The following is a 23,199-nucleotide window of genomic DNA, read 5'->3' on the forward strand; positions in this document are numbered from 1 at the left end:
TTATTTGGAATTAGATTTTGAATGTATTGATGGATGAATGCAGACGGTCAGCGAGCTGTGCCAGATCCTGGGAAGAACTTGCTGTCTGTTCACAGGCTGAAGCGACTTCTTCACTAGCGGAAGCAATCTCTGTGACAGAGTGCATAACCTCAACAGACTGGGCACTTTGTTCTTCACTGGCTGCGGCGATTCCATTGATTTTCATTGCGGAATCACTGACACGATTTATAATATCGGTAAAAGCTTCACTTGTATGAATGGAATGCTGCGCATTATGTTCAACAGCGCTCAGACTCTGCTTCATATTAGACTGCATGGAGCGGATAATACCAGTGATTTCTTTGGTAGCGGCACTGCTGCGTTCAGCCAGTTTGCGTACTTCGTCAGCAACGACAGCGAATCCGAGACCTTGTTCTCCGGCACGTGCCGCTTCAATAGCAGCATTGAGTGCGAGCAGGTTGGTCTGATCCGCAATATCATCGATGACCCCGATAATCTCGCCAATCTGATTGGAGTCTTTTTCGAGCTTGCACATCTGCTGATTCATTTCCTGCATACCTGTAGTGGACTGAGCGACAATTTCGCCACCTTTTTGTGCTTTGTTCACTGTGTTATTGGACAGCTCAGCGGCTTCTTCTGCACTGTGGGCGACATCATCAATAGCTACCGACATATCTTTGAACAATTGGGCGATCGATTGGGCATATTGGGACTGATTAGCACTGCTGCCGGCGATTTCTTCGGTGCTGGCAGAGATTTGTTCGGAAGTGGCAGCTACCGTCTGGGCAGAATCGATAATTTCGGATACTAGTACGTTCAGGCGTTCGGTCATTTCATTGGCAGCTGTAGCGAGCTGGCCGATTTCGTCCTGGCCTGTCAGGTTGGAGCGTTCACGCAGGTCACCGGCGGCTACTTTTTTGAGCAATCCGGCAATGTTTTTGAGTGGAGCACTGATCATCCGGGCAATAACGGTTCCAAGCAGCAGACAGAACAGGAAAGCGACGACAATCCAGATCGTTGTCCAGAGCTTGGCACTATCGAACACATTGTTGGCTTTGTTATACGACATTCCGGCTTGCTGAATATTCAATTCATTCAGCGTACCGATACTTTTGTACATTTCGGTTCCGGCAGGCAGTACCTGGGTTTGTACAAAACGCTGGAATTGTGCAGGAGAAGCATTCTCGGCGAGCTTGATAGCGCGGTTATATAACTCATGATAAACAGCCCACGATTTATCAAAGTTCTGCAGTTCTGTACTTTCAGCAGTACTCAGTGGAGTATTGCGGTATTTATCTATATTTTCATTCACGGTAGCAATCAGATCAGGGACGGTATCGAGTACTTTTTGCTTGTCGGCCGTACTGCTGCTCAGGGCAATATCACGAGAGGCTACACGCATTTTTTGAAGAGAAAGTTCGGCAGCGGACAGGGCTTGTACAGAAACGAGGTTGTTCGTATATAAACTATCGATGTTTTTCTTCATAACATTCTGATTGTTCAGTCCATAAATTCCTATCGCTGCAAGGATAAGAGCTACTAAAATAAAGGCACTGATCAATTTGGTGAATGTTTTGAAATTACTGGCTAGGCGCATAATATTCACTCCAATGTATGATAGTGTGAGTGTCTTGCAGAGCTTATGTAACACAGTTATCCAAATTATATAAATATCAATCTTTTAATTTCTATAATTTGAAATATAATCCATCTATAGCTCTGAAGAACTCACCTAAGTTAAGCTTGTATGATTATTATTTCGTCCATAAATTCAAAATTATAATAGTTAATTCAAAATTATGGAAAATTAATTAGCTAATCTATGTATATCCGGTGTTTATATCATCGACAAAGTAAAATATATAAAAAACGAGCGAGGCTCTGGATAGAGGCTTCGCTCGTTTGCTTGAAGGATTGGGCTTACAGATCCCGTTTGATTTCTTCTTTAACTTCTTTGACAGCATTTCCGTTTTCATCAATAGTCTGCTTGCTGGACAGGAACCAACCAGCCAGTGCAATCCCCACGAGGACGATATAGAAGCTGAGCTTCCAGATCGAGTTTTCAGGAAAATGTTCAGATATGATAGCCAGAGACGGATGTGCCAGTGTAATAACGGTCAGCTTGATACCTACCCAGCCGACGATTACAAATGCAGCCAGTTCCAGACCCGGACGTTCCTGAAGCAGCTTGACGAAGAAAGAAGCGGCAAAACGCATAATGATCAATCCGATCAGACCACCCAGGAAGATAACAATAAACTGTCCGCCATCGAGTCCACCGATCGGTGGTAATCCACTTGCCGGCAGGGCTACTGCCAGCGCGACTGCTGCCAGAATCGAATCGACGGCAAAAGCGATATCAGCCACTTCGACCTTGAATACGGTCATCCAGAAGCCGGACTGCTTTTTCGGATTGGCTGCTGGACCTTTATCCTCGGCAGCTTCTTCCGTCTCGCTACGCTTGGAGAGAAGCGCACGAACAATATGATTGATAGAAATGTACAACAGATAAAGAGCACCAATCGCCTGCACCTGCCATACATCGACGAGGAACGAGATAACGAACAGGGAGCCGAATCGGAAAATAAATGCTCCGAACAATCCATAAAACAATGCCTTTTTCCGCTGATCATCCGGCAGATGTTTAACCATAATCGCCAGCACAAGCGCGTTATCTGCGGCTAACAGACCTTCCAGTGCAATCAGCACGAGTAATACCCAGCCATACTCTAATAACAAAGCTGCATCCATGAGACTCCTCCTAAAAATAGAATATATACCGGTCAAATGACTCGGCGTGTATTAAAAAAGACCTTTACCACAAAGGTAAAGGTCTCTCGAAAAATAGCGAGGCTTCACCAATTTGTGGTAAAGGTCTCGCTAACAATGGTTATTATTCATTGCCAGGCAGAACCGGGGTTATTCACCCGTAATGACGACTGTGCCTGTACAGCTACTCCCCTTTAACAGGAATAGAATTATGAGGTTAATACCGCTGCTTGTGCCCGGTATGGATAACGCCTGTTTTTTACAAAATCAATCTACTATAAGCAAATCATATGCAATTAAATCGCGAAAGTCAATCTTTTTATTTCCAACATTTTTCTAATATAGCATAATTTACATACTGATTATTTCAGAAATAGGATTAAAGCAAGCATACTGCTTTCCCCTGATCCATGCTGCGATTAACATCGACTATACGCTGATTACGACTTCCTCGATAGAGCAGTGATACATCGCGCTGCTGCTGAACGAATCGACCATCTATCAATACGTCGCATAATTGCAAAAGTTTCAAATATTCCGGAATCGCAGAATGAATAATTTCTTCCCATGTATATCCACTGTAGATCCAGATCGAGAAGTTCGGGATAGCCTCCCGCACACGCTGTACAAATTCACTTACTTCCGCAGCGGAAAAGAAAGGATCGCCGCCAGCAATTGTCAGACCGCTGAGCAATGGATTCTCTGCCATTTCTTCAATAATCTGCTGCTGCAGCTCCAGGGTAAATGGCTCACCGGCACGAAAAGACCACGTATGCGGGCTGAAGCAGCCAGGACAGCGGTGGGTGCAGCCGCTAATAAATACAACTGCGCGCAGCCCCGGCCCTTCATTGATCGACTCGGGAATATAACCGCAAATATTCATCAGCTGTGCTTCAGCCGGTCACGCACTTCAGCCTGTTTGGCTGGATTGAACCGGGTCTGATAATCGCCTGTCAGATAGCCGGTTACCCGGCGCAGTCTGGCAATATGCACTTCCTGTTCGGAAGCACCGCAGTCCGGACAATGAGAACCGATGATACCCTCGTATCCGCAGGAAGTGCAGCGGTCAATAGGATGATTAATGCTAAAGTAACTGATATTCTGCGACAATGCATACCGGATAATGGACGTCATCGCTTCCGGATTCTGTCTTGCGTTGCCATCCAGCTCAATATAGGAGATGGCCCCGGCGTTGCAGTGATGATGAAAAGGCGCTTCCAGTCGGATTTTACGTGCTGCCGTCACCGGATAATAGACCGGAATATGAAACGAATTGGTGTAATATTCCCGATCGGTCACGCCTTCAATCGAGCCGTATATCTGGCGATCCATTTGCACGAATTTGCCGGATAATCCTTCGGCAGGTGTTGCCATCAGTGAGAAGTTCAGATTATGCCGCTCACTCAGTGCGTCACAGGCACGGCGCATATAGGTGATCAGTTCCAGTGCACGTTCATAGACCTGTTCATCCTCACCATGATGCGCACCATATAGAGCTTTCATACATTCGGCCAGCCCGATAAAGCCGATCGACAGCGTGCCATGCTTGAGACAATCACCGACCGGCTCGTCCGGCTGCAGATGATCTCCACCTTCCCATACGCCTTCCCGCATCATAAAGTCCGATGCTTTGGCAGGTTGCACCGCCTGAATCTGGTAACGATGCAGCAGCGCCTCGGCGGCAATCGCGATACACTCGTCCAGTGCACGGTAGAACCCTTTCTCATCCGGCAGCGCAGGAGAAGATGACGGGATACTATGTACATGAGTATCCGCAGAGCGCAGGTTCTCCGGACGATCGTTTATTCTCTTCCCTTGCGCTTGCTGACGATGAGCCGAAGAGAGCTGCTGACGGTAAATGCCATGGTCGATGCCCAATTTCACCAGATTAATGGTATTGAAAGACAGATTTCCTTTGCCTGACAGATGGTTTCGTCCGAATCGGTCAGCTACGACCCGTGTACGGCAGCCCATCGTAGCAAATTCGGTATCCGGCTTACCGGGAATCATATATTCCGCATTCAGCGGCGCATCCAGGTTGGCGAAGTTCGGGTACAGCCGCCGGGAGGAGCATTCCACAGCCTGCAGGAACAGATCATAATTGGGCTCGCCGGGCTGTTGGTTGATCCCCTGTTTGCATTTGAAGATCTGAATCGGGAAAATCGGCGTCTCGCCATGCCCCAGTCCGCGTACCGTAGCCGCCAGCAGACTCTGTACAACAAGCCGTCCTTCCGGTGATGTGCAGGTACCATAATTGATGCTGGTAAATGGAATCTGGCCACCGCCGCGGCTGGACATCGTATTCAGGTTATGAATCAGGCTCTCTGCCGCCTGATACGTCTCGGTACGGGTTTCTTCCACCGCATAGGCATAAGCATGAGGATAACGGACAGCCAGCTGCTCATCGCCCATAGAGGCGGTCAGAATCAGCTCTTCCCAATCATTTCTAAGTGTATTCTGGAACAGCGTGGATTCCGGCTGCTCTATAAAACCGGATGACTGGGCAGCAGATACAGAGGATACAGCCGATGAACCGGTCGACGCTGCAAAGTCGGCTTCTTCTGCAGCAGCATTGGCGCTGGTATGTATTGCAGCCGATTCAAAATAGCGCAGGCCTTTACGCAGATGCTTGCGGAAGGAACGGGTCACATAGGGAGCCAGATCATAATCCAGCTTGTTGGCGGCGACGCCTCCATACTGGGCATTTTGCTGACATTGGAAAATGATTGCGACTTGCGCCATCGCGGTCATGATGGAGTTGGGTGTGCGCAGGCTGCCGTTGCCACTGCTGAATCCGTCCCGCAGCAGTTTCTCAAATGGAATAAAGATGCAATTCGTCGTGCCCAGAGCATAATGGTCCAGGTCATGGATATAAATGCGATTCTGCTGTACAGCTTGCAGGACCGGTGCAGGCAGCACGTTCTGGCGAGTATACCAGCGGGCATATTCACTGCCAAGACGACTCATTTTACCGGAAAAGCTGTCACCATTCAGGTTGGCGTTCTCTCGGGCAGACTCGTGTTCACCGTGAATAATATGATCTCCCAGCTCGGCCAGAGGCAGCAGATGGGCATAGGAATCCGAAGTAGCCGCCGGTGAGGCGGAAGGGTAAGTGGAAGAAGGTCGCAGTATAGTCATGGGTCATCATCCTTTTCCGATATAGTATAGGATCGAGCAGTTCCGTCATTAGACAACAAAATCTCATCTTATTCTATATATAGATGTGCATGCGATGATATGACCCAATATATTGACAAAATGAACGAAAGAAGCATAGGCAGATAAGCAAAGAACAGGTTGGAAAAATAGCGAACAAACAAAGCACGCTGTCCGGCTGAAAATCATGGAAAGACAGGCTGCTTCTGATCGAATAGACTGTCTCAGAAGATGTTGTGCGGTTCCTTTCCTACAGCGCATAGTTGGAAAGGGGACTCAACAGGTTTAATATAAGAATAGACCTATTTTGATTTGACCAAGGAGGAGATCGTATGGCAATTGCAGAAGTAACTGTTATCCCGATCGGTACAGGCAGTACGAGTCTGAGTGCTTATGTCGCGCAGATGCAGCGAGTACTGAATAGCCAGCAGGGAATCACATTTCAGCTGACACCAATGAGTACGATTATTGAGGGAGATATCAAGGATGTGATGCAGGCTATTCTGGCGCTGCATGAATGTCCATTTGATGAGGGAGCAGGCCGGGTATCGACTTCTGTCAAAATTGATGATCGACGTGATCACCCTACATCTGCCCAATATAAAATCGAGTCGGTTCGGCAAAAATTGGCGGATTCCTAAAGGGATTCCGGGCAGAATATTGCCTTTGCCAATAGCTTTCGACAAAATTAATGCGATTTTTAGGTACCATTCATGAACCTTTAAGATAACCCGGTTATAGTAAATGCATACCCCTTTTGAATATATAAACGAATTGAACGCCATGGACTGCGACCGTGGCGTTCACTTTTTTTGGCATAATATTATAAAAGAAGATACCTAAAAATCGAAAATTAATGTTTCTTTCAGGTTTCTCTCAGGTTATTTTAAGATGAGCAAGCTACAATGTCTGTAATAACCCCTTTTGAATTACTATATCTGGACTCCATCAGCTGCGAATGATGGAGTCCCTTTTTTTGTTCTTTTATGAAATTCCGTTTTCCGCAGACTGAATTGTAGATGAAGAGGATGATTTGGAACCGATCAACCATTTGCCAAGCCATACTGCTGTTGCAAATAAGACATAACCGATTATACCGCCTGCTGTATTGAGCATCAGATCATCTACATCAAATATGCCCATACCGGTCAGCAGCTGTGTACCTTCGTAAATCAGACTGAGCAGAAGCGAAATGGGTAGTACCAGAATGCCTGACCATACCGGATGGCGCATCAGCAAAGGAATAAACATCCCAAGCGGTACAAACGCCAGCACATTGCCGATAAGCTGAATCGATGTACCGGTCGGATGAAGGGACAGTCTGCTCCAGTCTCTGGAAATTTCCTGAAACGGTGTTAGATTAATAGTACGTGTATAGATTAGATCGGGCTGCTGCAGCCATTCGAGCAGTCGTTCCTTGATTAGCCCAGGGTCGATAGGACCTCCTTTGAATAGAATCATCTGGGTAAGCAAATACAGATAGGTGACGAGCAGGATAAACGGAATGATCCGAAAGCCGTTTTTGTTGTGGCGGCCAGTCGGTGCTGAGGTATGCTTCATGCTAGGTTCCTTTCCGGTACATGACCATTAATCACTGGCGGTTACAATGATACCTTCCATATTATCTCCGGATATTTCGTACGAGTCCTTTCGAGGAACATAAATGGTCGTTTCGGAGTCGAGAGGATAATAGCGGATATTATAATTATGATCGTCGAGTGTGCACGAGATTTCTTTCTTTTCCCTGAGCAATTGCAGATACTGTTCGAGTACCAGCTGCTTTTTGTACATAATAGCGCTGTGTGGCAGTCCTACATAACGAAAATGCCACGGCTCATACTGAATGCCTGTAATCTCGACTTTATCCTTGGGATAGCGCAGAATGAAGCCGTATTTCCATGCGTTTTTCTCCAGCCATTCTCCTTCGGGAGCTTCATCCATCGTGGTGAGGGAAGATCCAATATCAAGCGACAGGCCCGAATTATGTTCACTATACCCCGCAGGCAGTGCATACTCGGCTCCCTTTTCCTGATATAGCTCCTCCTGTTTGTCTAGATCACGATATCCACTGCTCATCAAAAAGGAATGAACCCCTTCCTCGGCAGCTGCTGTAGTCATTTTCTGAAATTGCTCGGCAACGTGACGGGACAGCATCATATTCCGATCCAGCAGCACAAAGCCGGAGTTCAGTTCATCTTCGTCTGCAAGGGTGATAATATCTTTTTTCACACCTTCCGGACGGATTGCATATGATGTATTGACGAGTACCAAGTCGCCTTTATGTACCCAGTTCTGCAGATTTGTAGTCAACGGTATACTGTAGTCCCAATCGTTTTTTCGGGTAGACTCCAGATCAATCAACAATCTATCTTTATATTTGAACCATATTGCCGCTTCCAGTATCGCGCAGCCCAGCAGTATGGCAACAATCCAAATACCCCACTTTTTCTTCATCCGTGATCCTCCTTATCCTGTATAGAATCAAGGATAACGGAAACGGATTAAAGAAAAAGTGGGGCATTTCTAAAGTTTTTCTTAAATTTGGTCGTTTATTCACACCAGCAGAGGCAGGCGCACTTCAAACATGGTTTGTACAATATCGCTTTGGACCGAGATGGTGCCGTCATGCTGTTCTACAATATTCCGGGCGATAAACAGCCCCAGACCTGTTCCGCCTTCTTGCGGAGTACGTGCCCGATCTGCCGTATAATACATATCAAAGATATATGGCAGATCCTCGGGATGAATATAGCCACCATAATTAATCACACGAATAACGACCTGACCGGCTTCACGGAAGCCATGAATATCAACGTATACCCCGTCTTTGCCATGACGTGAAGCGTTCATCAGCAAATTCTCAAATACACGTGCCAGCAGTTCACCATCACCGGAGACAACCAGCTCATTATCCAGTGTAAGCCGGGTAACGAGGTGGTTTTTCTCGAATACAGGATACAGTTCTTCATTCATCTGCTTCAGCAGTTCACTCAGATTCAGCCGGGATTTTTGAAGAGGCAGCATCCCATAATTCATACGCGTCATTTCAAACAAATTGTCAATTAGCTTCTCAAGCCGCCGGGATTTGGTAAAAGCGATCGAAGTGAAATGCCGTACCTGCTCATCAGTCAGCTGATCATCCTTCATCAGCAAATCGAGATAACCGAGTACCGAGGTTAACGGTGTTCGCAGATCATGCGCCAGATTCACAACCAGCTGATCCTTGCTGCTCTCGGCAAAATCGCCACGTTCGATCGCTTGCTGCAGCTTCTCACTTGCCAAATTTACATCCTCGGCGATCATCCCCAGCTCATCCCTGGATGAAATCTGCACCCGATGCTGAAAATCTCCATTCGCCAAATGGCTGATCCCTGCAGAAATATCGCGGAAATACGCTGCATACGGCTTGGTAAACCAGAAGAAAAACAAAATAGCGAGCGGTATAAACAGCAACAGAAAAAAATAAATATCTCCGATATTGCGCATGAAATGGCGGTATTGGGCAAGAGGATCTTCCGCTCGTACGCCCGAATAATAGGCCTGCATCAGTTTGTATACACCATATGTAATGGCGCCGGAAGCGAGCATACTCAGACCAAGCAGCAGAATCATGGTTGTACGGAAGCTTCTTCGTTTAGTCATTGAACGTATACCCCACACCCCAGATCGTTTTGATAAATTTGTTCTTATCCAGATCTTCCCCGAGTTTTTTGCGCAGAGTACGTATATGGACCATGACGGTATTGCCGCCCTCGTAATAAGCTTCTCCCCAGACCTGCTCAAAAATACTTTCTGCACTGAATACCTGCTTGCTGTGACTGGCGAGCAGATACAGAATATCGAATTCCTTGGGCGTAAGCTCCAGTGATTTGCCATAGAGCGTTACGCTGTGCTGATCCGGCATAATCACCAATCCGCCTTTTTCCAGGATGGCACGCTGCGCGGGAGCAGACTGGTTGAACTGTAGAGAGCGCCGCAATTGGGAATTCACGCGCGCGACCAGCTCCATGGGATTGAATGGTTTGGTCATATAATCGTCGGCTCCGGTAATAAGCCCGGTGATCTTGTCCATATCGGACGTTTTGGCACTAAGGAAAATAATCGGCATATGATGCTGTTCCCGTATTTTGCGGGTCACTTCGTAGCCGTCCATACCTGGCATCATAATATCCAGTACCGCCAAATCAATGGGCTGCGTCTGAACCGCATGCAGTGCCGATTGACCGTCCAATACTTTGACCGTGTGGTACCCTTCTTTTTGCAAATGCAGAGCAACCAGATCGGCGATCTCTGCTTCATCATCCGCAATCAGGATCGTAATTCGCTTCATGATGCAGTTCACCTCTGTATCTAATGGTCTATAACATAATCTATTTGAATGTAACAGATAGTGTAGAGCGGATACAATGTGGAAAATAGGAGAAGGGAGGGGATAGGAGGAGATGGTAGAGGAAAAATACCCCTATAAATTGGACGATCTCCGGAAGACAACCTGTTGGGTCGTCCTGCCGGAGATCTGTGGTGTTGCGTCTTATGTTTGATTTACTTGAAATGCCATAAGCCGTGATACAGCCTACGAGCCATATGTGAATTGCTTCATGCTCAACAATGTGTGTAATTGATGTTTCCGGATTTTGCAAAATGGCATATTGGTATGCCGTGGGGTGCAAAATGTACTGCTTTAGTTACAGAGTCAGGCTGCGTAATCCTGCTCTCCGGTATCCATATGGCTGCTTAACTGCAGCTATTATTAACCCGTAACCCCGTGTGCGGTGAATGTGAAATGTGTAGACGGGGACGGTTTTGGTTCGCTTGCTTGGTGTATACAGACGGGACATACATGGAATAGTCTATGTCTGAAAACGTTGAATCCAAAACAACAAAAGCCCTACCTCTCTTCTGTCCTTGCGGCTCCGATGACCGCGCCAGTGTGAATCAGATCGTCAAATTTCAAATGAGTTTGGAATAAAAAGAAATTTGGGATGATTCCGGCAGCACCCGGAAAAATTTGCGAAGGATAAAACCGAGGGTTAAAAACAACTCTTCTATCGTACCATAGACCAAATATAAAGTCAAATTATTACAGTATAACCTGTATTATTAAATAAATAATCTACTTTGCGTATAAAAAAACAGGTACTTCTCTACAGGAAAGTACCTGTTCAATCGATATATCGGAATAAAATTTATGATATTTTCCTCAAATACTGTATCTGTACAGAATGACAAAACCTCCATACTGTCAGCCAGATCGCGCAGAGGATATAAGCGACATTGTTGTACACGGTCGCTTCGGTATCTACTGCTTCGGATAATCCATTGACCATATATCGATCACTGCCAATGGTAAATTGGATAACTTTGGTCTCCAACTCCGGATTCTGGTCAGAAATTAAAAGCCCTGACCGCTATGAAGCAGTCAGGGCGAGAGGGCTGGGAAGATCATTCAATCTATCTGCAGCGCCTGTATTATAGTATAAAAATCAAGCGGCTTAGTATGTTTTGGTAAGAGTGATCATACCTTTGTCATACATCAGATCCCATTCGAAGTTGTCTGCGAACCAGCGAACCGGTACGAGTACGTGTCCGTTGCGGGAGATCACCATATCGTTCATGCCTTTACGCATGTTGTCGACTTTGTATACTTTGGAATTGACCCAGAATTCATAACGCTGAATACCTGTGTCCAGCCATGTTGTGGAAGTCGCTTTGTCATAAGACACTTTCATGTTGGCGTTGTTAGCCAGGTAACGAAGCGGCACATATGTAGTACCCATGTATTCAACAGGCATGATGCTCATGCTCATGGACTTGCCATTAACCATGTACAGTTTGCTGCCCATATTGAATTGGATAGCTCTTGTTTTCAGTTCCGGATTGTAATCAGCAGTTGTACCTTCTGCAGCGAATGCGCCAGCAGCTGGCAGTAACAGGGAAAGTCCAAGAACGGGTGCGATCAATTTTCTCATTTTCATCGTGTATTGCTCCTTTGTGTATTATATTTTTATGTCTGTACCTAGATGAGTGGATTTTAATTAAAGCGCTATCATTGATTGAGGTCAATGTAGTGGATCTTTCGGTCTTTGCCAGCCGTACTGGACTGCATATAGGAGCCAGGGCGGAGAGCCCGGAGATCAATGAATTACCTTGCTGTCTATGTATTGTATAAACCTATTAGAGAGTAGTTAATCAGATAGTACCAAAAAAGGTGAATTCAAGCGTTTCCTGCTATAGAAGACCCATGTCTCTGGAAATGGATTACAGTAAAAAGACTGTACAACTGCATAGCAGCTGCACAGTCCGGGATAGACATGGGTAGAATCACCCTGCTGTCTGATAATGAATGTTGAATAAGGATATCTCTGACTCATCCGTGAAAACCAGCAAATACGGATTAATACGTTTTGGTCAATGTAATCATACCGTTATCGTATGCCAGGTTCCATTCAAAGTTGTCTGCGAACCAGCGAACCGGTACGAGTACGTGTCCGTTTCGGGAGATTACCATATCGTTCATGCCTTTGCGCATGTTGTCGACTTTGTAGACTTTAGAATTCACCCAGAATTCATAACGCTGAATACCTGTATCCAGCCATGTTGTGGAAGTGGCTTTGTCATAGGATACTTTCATATTGGCATTGTTAGCCAGGTAACGCAGCGGTACATACGTTGTACCCATGTACTCAACAGGCATAATACCCATGCTCATGGACTTGCCATTGACCATATACGTCTTGCTACCCAGTGTAAACTGGATCATACGCATTTTCAGCTCTGGGTTATAGTCAGCGGATGTTCCTGCTTCACCGCCACCCGTAGCAGGTTGCGATGGTGGGGTTGGAGTCATACCCGGCATATTGCTGTGATCCGGTTGTGCTGGAGTTGGAGCCGGAGCTGGAGCTGCCGGAGCACTTCCACCAAATTTATCAGGGAACTGCATCACGATTGCTTCGCTTAGTGTGTTACCGAACATGAACATATGGGCATAAGCCATGCGCTCCTGTGCATAAGCGGAAGTATAGTTTTTGCCAACATAATCATCAAAAGCTTTGAGCAGCATATTGATATGCTCTTCCAAACCTTGCTCCAGAGCAGCCTGTGGCAGATTTGGATTAGCATCAGCAAAGAACTTGGCCTGCTCAACTTTGTATTCTTTCAGCTCATCTTTGGCTTTTTGCTGTCCAGTTGTATCTTTGGCTGCTGTAGCTTTGACATAATCGACAAAGTAGCCGATATGGGAAGCCCAGATGGTTTTGAAGGCTTCGCCGGCTTTGTCGCCATATACGGAAGCAACAGCTGCGCTCAGTTCATTGGTATTTTGATTCAGTAGTCCGGCTGCTTGTTCAAAATCAGGAGCGCCGTCAATCCCTTTTTGCATCGCCCAGACAGCCAGAGTTGCGTGTTCGCCCAGTACGTTGCCCAGAGCAGAACGCAGATCGGAAGCAGGCATGCTGGACATGTCACCGGTGAATTTGTCCGGGAACTGCTTTACAATCGCAGCACTCAGAATATCGCCAAACATGAACATATGCTTGTAGGCTTTGTCGGCCATTTGATAAGCGCCGTTGTAATCTTTGGCTACATAATCATCAAAGGCGGTAAGCAGCATATTGATATGCTCTTCCAGACCTTGCTCCAGGGCAGCCTGTGGCAGATTAGGGTTGGCATCAGCGAAGAATTTGGCCTGCTCAACTTTATACTTGGCCAGTTCATCTTTGGCTTTTTGCTGACCTGCGGTGTCTTTGGCAGCTGTGGCTTTGACATAATCGACAAAGTAGCCGATATGGGAAGCCCAGATCGTTTTGAATGCAGCGCCGGCTTCATTGCCGTATACGGAAGCGACTGCAGCAGACAAATCATCGGTATTGGCATTCAGAGAAGCAGCAACCTGATCAAAATCGGCAGCGCCGTCGATTCCTTTTTGCATGGCGATTACGGCGAGCAGCGCATGCTCACCGAGAACTTGACCCAGTGCGGATCGAAGATCGGCACCTGCGCCTTTGGTGGTTGCTGCAGCGCCGGCGGTAGCCGGCAGGATCAGTATTACAGCCATCAGCAGAATACCGATTCTGGACAGAAAAGATTTGGACATTACTTCACACTCCTTCAGGATTAATGAACAGACCGGTATACAGTGAATTGCCAGCCTGCCCGGTATAACGAATAAAGCGAATAACCTGTTCATGCGAAACACCCTGATGCAAGAAAAGGGTAAGCGTGAACCTATTGTTTGATGAAGCTAATCAGTCACCATGTATGTAGAATCATGACGCGAAGTGTGACTACCCTTTCTATTACACGCAGCGTCTCAAAAACAAGCAGCCAAAACATATAAAATTAAGGAACTAAATTACTTGCTGAATACAGCTGTGATCTCAGTTATTGTTCTGCTCCATAGAGTGTGAATGCTGTAACAGAAAAGGATGGCAACCCAGCCAACGTACAAAATTGCTCGGAAAATGATAACGTTTACCCAAAAATAAGGATAATAAAAAAGAGCTGCTGCTTGATCTTTGCCAAAAAATAAATATTGCAAAAAGTCATCCATCGCAAAATTTTCTGCGAACGCTATAATATAAGGGAATGGGAAAGGAGCCCTTGGATGAATGACATAACTGATGATAGAGAGCTCATGCGGCGGATTGCCGAAAAAGACACCGACGCATTAGAGCATGTGTACGACCGTTATGAACGGGCTGTATACGCATTTGCCTACCGTATTGTACATGACACGATGGCGGCGGAAGAAGTTGTTCAGGAATTATTTCTCAGAGTATGGAATAACGCGGAACGTTATGACCGGAGCCAGGGGAAGCTCTCGACATGGATGTTCACGATTACGCGTAATATAGCAGTAGACATGCTGCGGCGCAAAGCATCGCGCGCTACAGTAGATCCGGCGGGTGATGAAGCACTTCAGGTATTACCGGATACCAAAACGGATGTACAGGAGCAGGTATCGCTGAACTGGGAGCGGCAGCGTATACGTGAAGCCATGATGGAACTCCGGGAGGAGCAACAGCAGGTGATTGAGTCTATCTATTTCCAGGGACTCACCCAGCATGAAGTATCTGAAAAGTTCAGCATTCCGCTTGGAACCGTCAAGAGCAGGGTACGCCTTGCCATACGGCAGCTTCATAACAAGCTTGCTGAAGCGGTAAAGGGGGGAAACGCATATGAGTAATGATTACAAAAAAAGCGATATGATGGATATGGTCGAAATGTATGTGCTCGGCGGTCTGGATCGTGAAGAACAGGAGCAGTTTGAAGCATATATGAGACAGGATGAAGATTGCCGTACAGCAGTCGAAGAGTTTCAGGATATTATTGGTTTCCTTCCGCTGACTTCCGAGGTTGTGGAGCCGCCGCAGGGCATGAGAAACCGTGTTCTGGAACATGTATTCAGCAGTAGTGAGACAGGCAGTACAGTAGATAAAGTTGTACCGTTGGCACCGCGCAATGCCGAACCCGGTACGGTATCTACTTCACCGGCAGCCGTGCAGCAAGCGGCACAGTCGGCAGAAGTCGGTTCTGCAGAGAAATATAATTCTTCTGCAAGCTCTAATACGAGACGCAGAAAAGGGATATTCTGGCGGGTAGCAGCCATAGTAGTAGCAGCCAGTATTATAAGTGTGTATGCTGCTAATATGGAAGGGCAGATTCGTGATTTGCAGCAGCAGCTAGCGATCGCGAACAGCCAGAAGAACAGCCTGCAGGGACAGCTGGCGACAGTCTCTATGCCCACGCAGGGAGCGCGGGTCGATGAAGCGGTACAGCTGAGTCCGGCAGCCAAGGATATTGTGGCGCAGGGATTGGCGACGATTGTTATCGATGACAAAGGCACACATCTGCTGGTACAGGCGGATAATTTGCCAAAACTCCAGGGCAAGGAGGCGTTTCAGGTCTGGCTCATTAAGGGCGATGTGAAACAGAGCGCCGGTACTTTCTGGGCAAGTGATGGGAAGGGCGCGATGTACTATACCTTTAAACCGGAGGGATATGATACAGTAGCCATTACGCTGGAACCGGATGAGAAAGGCAGTCAGCCTCGCGGGCCGGTTATTCTCGCAGCAAGCATTCAGGGTCAGGGTTGATTGAATCACCTGCTGATCAGCAGGTCCATGATAAAAAAAGCAGCGCACCTTATTCAAAGGTACGCTGCTTTTATTTATGTCCAGCCCAATAAATAGCTGTATTCTGTTTACGTTCAGGACGTGCTAGGAGCATCGGCAGGAGGCTCACCGGTGAATAGGCGGCGGATATCTTCACGTTTGGCCTTGGGACCGAGCAGATACACTTTGTCCCCGGGAAGCAGAACCGTATCGCCGCGAGGCGTTACAATCTCTTCATTACGTAGTACAGCCGTAATCAGTACACTGGGCGGCAGATCAATCTCCTGCAGCTCACGATGGATCATGCGACTGCGGCTGGTCAGCGTCATATGGGTAATTTCGGAAGTGGTTCGGCCAGTCGCAACCAGCTCCAGAATCGATGGCTGCTGATCCAGTACTTTCTCGGTAAGCCCGAGCTTCTCGGCGAGCGGTGCAATGGTCGTCCCCTGAATCAGGGTAGAAGTCAGCACGATAAAGAAGACCACGTTGAAAAATAGCTGTCCGTGCTCTATCCCAGCCAGCAGCGGATAGGTCGCCAATACAATCGGTACGGCTCCACGCAGACCCGACCAGGATAGCAGCGTCTTTTCCCGAAACGAAAACTGGCTGAACAACAGTGACAGCAGTACGCCGATCGGACGAGCCACAATAATCAGCAGCAGCGACAGAGCAAGACCTTGCCAGATCACAGAGATTAATTGATCGGTAAATACGAGCAGACCGAGAAGTACAAACATCAGAATCTGCATAATCCAGCCAAAGCCCTGATTGAACTGCAGAATCGTCCGCCGGTAGGTCAGATCAGAATTCCCCATGACCAGTGCCATTACATAGACTCCGAGGAATCCGCTGGCATGCGTCAGGGAACTCACGCCATACGTGAACAGCGCGCTGGATACAGCGAGCACCGGATAGAGGCTGGAGGTCTCAAAATCGATTTTGTTAATGAGAAAGACCGCCAGCTTGCCACAGACAATCCCCAGTACGAGCCCGAATCCCATTTCCCAGAAAAAGGACAGAATCTCTCCCCATATACTGGTCTCGGGGTTGTTCAGCAGTTCGATAAACATCAGCGTCAGGAAGACCGCCATTGGATCGTTGCTGCCAGATTCGGCTTCCAGCGTAGAAGTGAGACGTTTGCGTACATTCTTGTTACCAAGTACAGAGAAAACGGCCGCCGCATCGGTAGAGCCGACAATCGAGCCGAACAGCATTCCTTCCAAAAGACTGACACCTAGGATCAGATGGGCAAAATATCCGATCACAAAGGCGGTCAGCAGTACACCGATGGTCGCAAGTGACAATGCCGGCCGGATGATCGGTTTGATCAGCTTCATGTCGGTCTGCATCCCGCCTTCAAACAGGATAATGACCAGCGCGAGCACGCCAAACCACTGGGTGATAAAGGCATTATCATAATAAATGAAACGACCGAGGATCATACCGGCTACGATAAAGAAGACGAGCGCCGGCATGCCAAACCGCGAGGAAAATTTGGTCGAGAGGACGCCAAGCAGCAGCAGCGTGCCAAGCAGCAGAATAAGATTACTGGTAAGTTCAATAGCTTGCATGAATAGCCCCCTCCTGTGAAATATAAATTTTTAAAAATATTCCCATAATAAATTGTGCACAAACAAATAATGGATTTGGCATCAACTTTTGTATGTTGAATTCCGAAATAAAGAAGTAGGTTAGGATAAACAGAAATCGAGTGAAACGGCGACAAAACAGAATACTTTCCTTAGACTATGTAATCCAAATGGATCGTAAATGAAACGTAACATATGTATGCGAACGGCAGGCAAAAGCTTTAGAAATGAGGAGAGCTCCGTGAATGAATATCAAAAATTTCTCCGTCAGGTGTTATTTAACTATATTCTGGGATCATTAATCGCCGTCATGGTCGTCGGTGGACTGCTTGTATGGAATACGATGGATACTTCAGTGCTTCAGAGCACACGGATGATCGGTATTATGCTGATTTCGTTTGTAGTTATGCTGATCGTGGAAGGATTGGTATTTCGCAAGCATATCCAACCGATTCGTGATGCCATGTGTGAAGAGAAGCCTACACAGGAACAGCTGGAGCATGCCTACAATCAGCTGCACCGTTTCCCAAAATTATCGATGTACCGGATCATGCTGCCGCATTTTTTGGGTCTGACGGTTCCATCGATGATTCTGTTTGTATTTGCCATGAACAGCGGATGGATCATTATTCCGGGATATTATCTGTGGATTGGTATTGCTGGCGCACTGATGGTTGCCAGTATGCATGCATTTATTGAATTTTTCCTGACCTCTTCGGCAATTCGGCCCATGCTGATTGCGGTCAAGGAACGTCTCAAAACGCTCTATGGTAAAGAAACACTGCTGCTCGGCAAAATTCACCTCACTGTCCGCCGGAAGTTTCAGCTGAGCATTTTTCTGATCGGTGTATTTCCGATTATGCTGTTCAGTCTGGCTGCGCAAATCCGGCTGCAGGAGATCACCGGCATGGAGGCTTTGGAGTACTGGAGCTGGGCAGGAATGGTCATTGTCGTCAGTATTGTTTTTAGTATTATTGGTGCACAGCTGCTGGCGCGTGATGTGGAGCATCCCATCAATAATCTGTACAATGCCATGTCCCGGATCAAGGATGGGGACTTCAGTGCCGATGCGCTGGATTATTACTCGGACGATTTCTCCCTGCTGATCTCAGGATTCAATCACATGGTGCAGGGACTCAAAATGCGCGATGAGCGCAATCAGCTACTGTTGGACAGCTACTTTGCTACGCTGGCAGCAGCACTGGATGCACGTGATCCGTATACAGCGGGTCATTCGCTGCGTGTCGCCGAATATGCGCTGGCTATCGGTAAACGTGCCGGATTGTGCTCCTATGATCTGGATCAGCTGCGCAAAACGGCCCTGCTCCATGATATTGGCAAAATTGGTGTACAGGACTCGGTGCTGCTCAAGGATGGCAAGCTGACAGATGAAGAGTTTGACCAGATCAAAAAGCATCCAGAAATGGGTGAAAGTATTCTGCGACAGGTCGAGCCTGCCGATGCGATGCGTCCTTATTTACCGGGTGTGCGTTCCCATCATGAACGTTTTGATGGGCGCGGTTATCCGGATGGATTGGCAGGGTACCATATTCCGCTATTCGGCCGTATTATCGCGGTAGCGGATGCGTTTGACGCGATGACATCGGATCGTCCTTATCGAAAAGGAATGCCCAAAGCCAAAGCGATTTCGATTCTGGAAGAAGGACGGGGCACCCAGTGGGACCCGCAGCTGGCGACGCTGTTTATTGAGTATTATTACACTACTGTGGAAGGGCCGCCCCTTATCCCCAATACAAAGGAACCGGATATCGCAAAGTATCCACGCAAAGAAAAAGACCTGATCTCCTGATCAGGTCCCGGTCTGCAGAAGAACAGCTGCAGGCTTTTTTTATGGAATCATTTTGGTCTTTTTGGCTTTTTCGGCCATTTTCTCTGTTAACGGACCGAGCGGTTTTTTGAATAGCAGGGCGAACAGGATAAACAGCAGCATAAAGATAATCAGATACGTGATATCCTTGTACACCGTCGTCATCAGCATGCCGCCCACCGTCTCGCGCAGCAGTTCGACCGCATAGGTGAACGGGAACCATGGATGAAGCGCCTGGAAAAATGTACCTGTCATGCTCACCGGGAAAGTACCGCCCGAGCTGGAGAATTGAAGCACCAGCAGGATGATGGCCAGTCCTTTACCAATATTGCCAAATACGGATACCAGCGTATATACCATAGTCACAAATACCATACTGATCAGCATGCTCATCGTTACAAACCAGATCGGATCGGCGACGTAGGCTTTGAGAATAAACAGATCACCCATCGAGATAACAAAAGCCTGTACCAGGCCGATCGTCATAAACGTGAACAGGCGACCAAAATACACCTGGTACGGACGGAAGCGGCGTTCCGGATTATCGACTTCTGCCTTGAACATGGAGATCAGCAGCATGCCGCCCACCCAGATCGAGAGCGTTGTATAAAATGGCGACATCGACGAACCGTAGTTTGGTATCGGATAGGTACGAACCTGCTTCAGATCAACAGGATTGGCAAGGAAGTCGCTCTCCTGCTGGATATCGCCTTTGAGCCATTTGATAATCTGGGATAGCTCGCTATCGCTGTTTTTGAGCAGGCGTACTTTATCGGCGGCATTATGCACCGATTTCTCCAGACCCGGAAGATCATTGCGGACAAATTCACCGACTTTGTGCACGGCTTTTTCCGCTTCAGGCAGCTTGTTCTGGATCAGATCGGTAATTTTGTTCAATTCCTTCTCGGCACGAGGCAGATCGTTACGGACAAAATCAGCTGCCTGATGGACTTTGTCTTCTATTCCAGGCAGATCGGTTCGCACAAAGTTTGCCGCTTTGTCGACTACCTGGGTAAACTGGGCCATCCGGCTCTGGATCAGCTCATTGGCGTCATGCAGCTTCTGACGGATCTTCGGCAGGTCCTGTTTGAGCAGACCCAGCTCTTCCTGGCCGAATTGTACACCGTTCTGGGCATCGTTCAGTACGGCTTCTACATCGGGTAGTGTACTCTGCGCCGTATGAAGAACATCTGCGGCGTCACGGGCAGCGGTCTTGAGATTATCCAGTCCACGGTTGATATCCGGTACAATCTGTTCATCATACAGGGAGATGATATCGCCCAGCGTATCGCTGGCTTCAGTAGACAGCTGACGCAGATTTTCCAGAATCTCGCGCGCTGGCTGCTGTCCATTTTGTATCGCCTGACTGATACTGCGCACCAGTGTAATCTGGCGCTCCATCAGACTGTGCACATTGTCGAGACGACTGATTACACGATCAAGCGGATGATTGGGCAGCACATTGTTGATTCGGTTTAGCAAATCGGTTGTGCGCTCCAGAATAGCTGCACCGCGGGACAGACGCTGATCGAGAAATGACAGTGTATCAATGGCTGTCTGTGGATCAATATCCGCATTCTGTACAGCATCGACCAACTGTGTCGTCGCGTCGGCGGTCTGCTGAAGCAGTACCAGATTCTGGCGGATAATCGGCGCGATCGAATCAAAGGCGCCATCATTTTCATCGAGAAATGTATTCACCCGATCGGCAAATCCGGTGCCGATATCTGTAATTTCTTTGACTTTGGGCAGTGCCTGCTGGGCAGTACTGATAATATTCGCAAGTTTGTCGGCATCTTCAATGGCCTGATTCAGCGCATCCTCGACTTTGTAGAAATTCTGGTCCAGTTCGTTGACTTTGTCCGCAGCTTTCTGAATTTCCGGCAGCCGCTTTTGCAGCAGCAGAATCTGGTCGCCGGCTTCACGAATTTTGGGCAGATTATCCTCGACTTTGAGGATCATATCGCCCGCTTTCTTGATATCGGGAATACGCTTTTGGAGTTCAACAATTTTCTGGGCCTGCGCATTGATTTGCGGCAGCTTTTTCTCGAGCTCCAGCGCCTGGTCAGCAAATTGATCAATCTCCGGCAGTCTGGATTCGAGCGTCAGGATCTTGTTCTCGATATTGCGGATCGTTGGCAGTTCCTCCTCCAGCTTGATCCCGGCGTCCTGCATTTTGGTCAGCACGGCTTCACTGGCTGTACTGACAAACTCCTCGCTGATTTGCTGGGTGAGTGTAGTAGCGCCTTTATCCGTAATCTTGGGTGCAATCGCACTGATCTTCTCGTTTACGGTATACAGAATTTGCGGCTTGACCGGATCATCGGTCAGAATGCTGCCGATTTTTTTGGAAAAGTCGGACGGAATGAGCAGGGTGGCATAATAATCCCCATTATCCAATCCTTTTTGCGCCTGGGTACGATCCACGAATGTCCATCCCAGTGTATGATTCTTTTTGAGGTTATCGATCACCTGATCGCCAACATTTACTTTTTTGTCCTGAATGGTCGTACCTTTGTCTTCATTGGTTACGGCAATAACGATGCCCGAAGTATTGCTATACGGGTCCCACATCGCTTTGATATTGAACCAGGCATAGACAGAAGGCAGCAGCATAATGGCGATTACGAGCAGAATACCCGTAGAGACGCTGAATAGATTTTTCCAATCAGTTTTGTAGATTTCCCATATCTTTTTCATAACATGATTTTACCACCCGGTATTTAATATTCAAATCTGCAGCATGTCTTATTACCCTAGAAGTAAGCGAACTGCACGAATCATCTCATGATTGACCGGGAAAATCTATCTTTATCCATATATTGAGCTTTTACCGATTCAATGCACGAGTTAGAGTTTGGCCGCAGATACTCGAAAACGGGTAACGGCAATGACCAGAATGATGATCATAATGATGATTGGAATCCAGATGCCGAGCAGCGTATGGGACTGCTCCATGAGTGTCGCAATAACTGCGCCCGATCCATAAATGATAACAGCAGCAAGACGCAGCAGCGTATCTGCCTTTAGCCAGCGTGGGCGCTCTGCCGATTGGCCAAACCACTGGCGCACATGGGCTACCAAGTCTTCAATTACACTGGCCAGATTGTTGGTGAGCACCGTAGTTGAGATTCCGGCTACAGCCAGCTTGCGGGCCATCGTCGTCTGCATGCCCATTGTAAAGCTGAGCAGGATGATCAATACATACTCCATCGCAGGCACCAGCGGAGTGGAAGACAACCAGGCAAATACCAGGAAAAATACCAGCTGTATCGAAATAATAGCGGTCAGCCGGGGCGACCAGACCGATCCCGGATGCGACCGTCCCAGAAAAAGGGCAGCAGCGGCATTACCGATAATAAAGCCGATAAAAGCAGCACCCGAACGCACCAGAGAGACGGTATGCAGATGCCCCAGAGCCATGCCCATAATAATGATATTGCCCGTCATATTGGCTGTAAATACGTGCCCCAGCTGCAGGTAGCCGATAACATCGACAATACCCGACACCAGACAGAGCAGTAATATGATGAGGTTGCGATAAAAAACAGATTGCATAAGTAAGCTCCTTTTCAAACGTTAGTATCAATCATTAATCATACTACAAATACAGCTTTATATTCGACAGAAACTGCCTTTTTTAAATATGTAATATTTACCAAATGGCAATTAATTATCAAAAACCCTTGCCAGAATGCCAAAAGTACGTTAAGATTACTTTGCATGTAACTACGACATAGATGGC

General features: G+C 47.3%; 17 protein-coding genes. 4 read left to right on the plus strand and 13 right to left on the minus strand.

Going from position 1 to position 23,199, the window contains the following annotated elements:
- Positions 1-10: 10 nt before the first annotated feature.
- The 4 genes from H065_RS0108080 to H065_RS0108095 form a co-directional block, all read right to left on the minus strand.
- Positions 11-1,597 (minus strand): methyl-accepting chemotaxis protein, encoded by a 1,587-nt coding sequence (locus H065_RS0108080; protein WP_017812532.1) that lies wholly within the window; start codon positions 1,595-1,597, stop codon positions 11-13.
- Positions 1,598-1,920: 323 nt separating this feature from the next.
- A complete protein-coding gene (locus H065_RS0108085; protein ID WP_017812533.1) occupies positions 1,921-2,751 on the minus strand; it encodes a TerC family protein in 831 nt (276 codons plus the stop codon).
- Positions 2,752-3,148: 397 nt separating this feature from the next.
- On the minus strand, positions 3,149-3,652 hold the full coding sequence (gene nrdG / locus H065_RS0108090) for an anaerobic ribonucleoside-triphosphate reductase activating protein (protein ID WP_017812534.1): 504 nt from the start codon (positions 3,650-3,652) through the stop codon (positions 3,149-3,151).
- Positions 3,652-5,907, minus strand: coding sequence for an anaerobic ribonucleoside triphosphate reductase (locus H065_RS0108095; protein WP_017812535.1), 2,256 nt, complete (start codon positions 5,905-5,907; stop codon positions 3,652-3,654). Before H065_RS0108095 ends, nrdG begins: the two co-directional genes overlap by 1 nt.
- Before the next feature lie 350 nt (positions 5,908-6,257).
- Between H065_RS0108095 and H065_RS0108100 the strand changes: the two genes are divergently transcribed.
- A complete protein-coding gene (locus H065_RS0108100) occupies positions 6,258-6,566 on the plus strand; it encodes an MTH1187 family thiamine-binding protein (protein ID WP_017812536.1) in 309 nt (102 codons plus the stop codon).
- A 343-nt stretch (positions 6,567-6,909) separates the two neighbouring features.
- Here the strand turns inward: H065_RS0108100 and H065_RS0108105 are convergent, their stop codons facing one another.
- The 6 genes from H065_RS0108105 to H065_RS25515 all read right to left on the minus strand — a co-directional run bounded on the left by H065_RS0108105 (position 6,910) and on the right by H065_RS25515 (position 14,017).
- Positions 6,910-7,485 carry a VanZ family protein gene (locus tag H065_RS0108105; protein WP_017812537.1) on the minus strand — a complete coding sequence of 192 codons (576 nt, stop codon included), beginning with the start codon at positions 7,483-7,485 and terminating at the stop codon, positions 6,910-6,912.
- A gap of 27 nt (positions 7,486-7,512) precedes the next feature.
- The gene (locus H065_RS0108110; protein ID WP_017812538.1) at positions 7,513-8,379 is read right to left on the minus strand and encodes a D-Ala-D-Ala carboxypeptidase VanY; all 867 of its coding nucleotides are present in this window, start codon (positions 8,377-8,379) and stop codon (positions 7,513-7,515) included.
- A gap of 99 nt (positions 8,380-8,478) precedes the next feature.
- Positions 8,479-9,567, minus strand: a complete 1,089-nt coding sequence (locus H065_RS0108115) for a HAMP domain-containing sensor histidine kinase (protein WP_017812539.1) — start codon at positions 9,565-9,567, stop codon at positions 8,479-8,481.
- Positions 9,560-10,255 carry a response regulator transcription factor gene (locus tag H065_RS0108120; protein ID WP_017812540.1) on the minus strand — a complete coding sequence of 232 codons (696 nt, stop codon included), beginning with the start codon at positions 10,253-10,255 and terminating at the stop codon, positions 9,560-9,562. Before H065_RS0108120 ends, H065_RS0108115 begins: the two co-directional genes overlap by 8 nt.
- Positions 10,256-11,417: 1,162 nt before the next feature.
- On the minus strand, positions 11,418-11,900 hold the full coding sequence (locus H065_RS0108125; protein ID WP_017812541.1) for a copper amine oxidase N-terminal domain-containing protein: 483 nt from the start codon (positions 11,898-11,900) through the stop codon (positions 11,418-11,420).
- A gap of 419 nt (positions 11,901-12,319) precedes the next feature.
- Positions 12,320-14,017 carry a copper amine oxidase N-terminal domain-containing protein gene (locus tag H065_RS25515; RefSeq protein WP_017812542.1) on the minus strand — a complete coding sequence of 566 codons (1,698 nt, stop codon included), beginning with the start codon at positions 14,015-14,017 and terminating at the stop codon, positions 12,320-12,322.
- Positions 14,018-14,527: 510 nt separating this feature from the next.
- Between H065_RS25515 and H065_RS0108135 the strand changes: the two genes are divergently transcribed.
- Positions 14,528-15,109 carry an RNA polymerase sigma factor gene (locus H065_RS0108135; protein WP_017812543.1) on the plus strand — a complete coding sequence of 194 codons (582 nt, stop codon included), beginning with the start codon at positions 14,528-14,530 and terminating at the stop codon, positions 15,107-15,109.
- Positions 15,102-16,019 carry an anti-sigma factor gene (locus H065_RS0108140; protein WP_017812544.1) on the plus strand — a complete coding sequence of 306 codons (918 nt, stop codon included), beginning with the start codon at positions 15,102-15,104 and terminating at the stop codon, positions 16,017-16,019. Before H065_RS0108135 ends, H065_RS0108140 begins: the two co-directional genes overlap by 8 nt.
- A 113-nt stretch (positions 16,020-16,132) precedes the next feature.
- Here H065_RS0108140 and H065_RS0108145 read toward each other — a convergent pair whose 3' ends face one another.
- Entirely contained in the window at positions 16,133-17,608 is a 1,476-nt protein-coding gene (locus tag H065_RS0108145) for a potassium/proton antiporter (protein ID WP_017812545.1), read from the minus strand.
- A gap of 259 nt (positions 17,609-17,867) precedes the next feature.
- Here H065_RS0108145 and H065_RS25520 point away from each other — a divergent pair, with 259 nt between their 5' ends.
- On the plus strand, positions 17,868-19,436 hold the full coding sequence (locus tag H065_RS25520) for an HD-GYP domain-containing protein (RefSeq protein ID WP_017812546.1): 1,569 nt from the start codon (positions 17,868-17,870) through the stop codon (positions 19,434-19,436).
- 39 nt (positions 19,437-19,475) lie between these two features.
- Here the strand turns inward: H065_RS25520 and H065_RS0108155 are convergent, their stop codons facing one another.
- Positions 19,476-22,154: a YhgE/Pip domain-containing protein gene (locus tag H065_RS0108155; protein ID WP_017812547.1), complete on the minus strand. Its 2,679-nt coding sequence runs from the start codon at positions 22,152-22,154 to the stop codon at positions 19,476-19,478.
- Positions 22,155-22,304: 150 nt separating this feature from the next.
- Positions 22,305-23,012 (minus strand): YoaK family protein, encoded by a 708-nt coding sequence (locus H065_RS0108160; protein ID WP_017812548.1) that lies wholly within the window; start codon positions 23,010-23,012, stop codon positions 22,305-22,307.
- Positions 23,013-23,199 lie beyond the last annotated feature (187 nt).

This window comes from Paenibacillus shenyangensis, assembly GCF_000346635.1.
In the GTDB taxonomy this organism is placed as follows: domain Bacteria; phylum Bacillota; class Bacilli; order Paenibacillales; family Paenibacillaceae; genus Saccharibacillus; species Saccharibacillus dauci.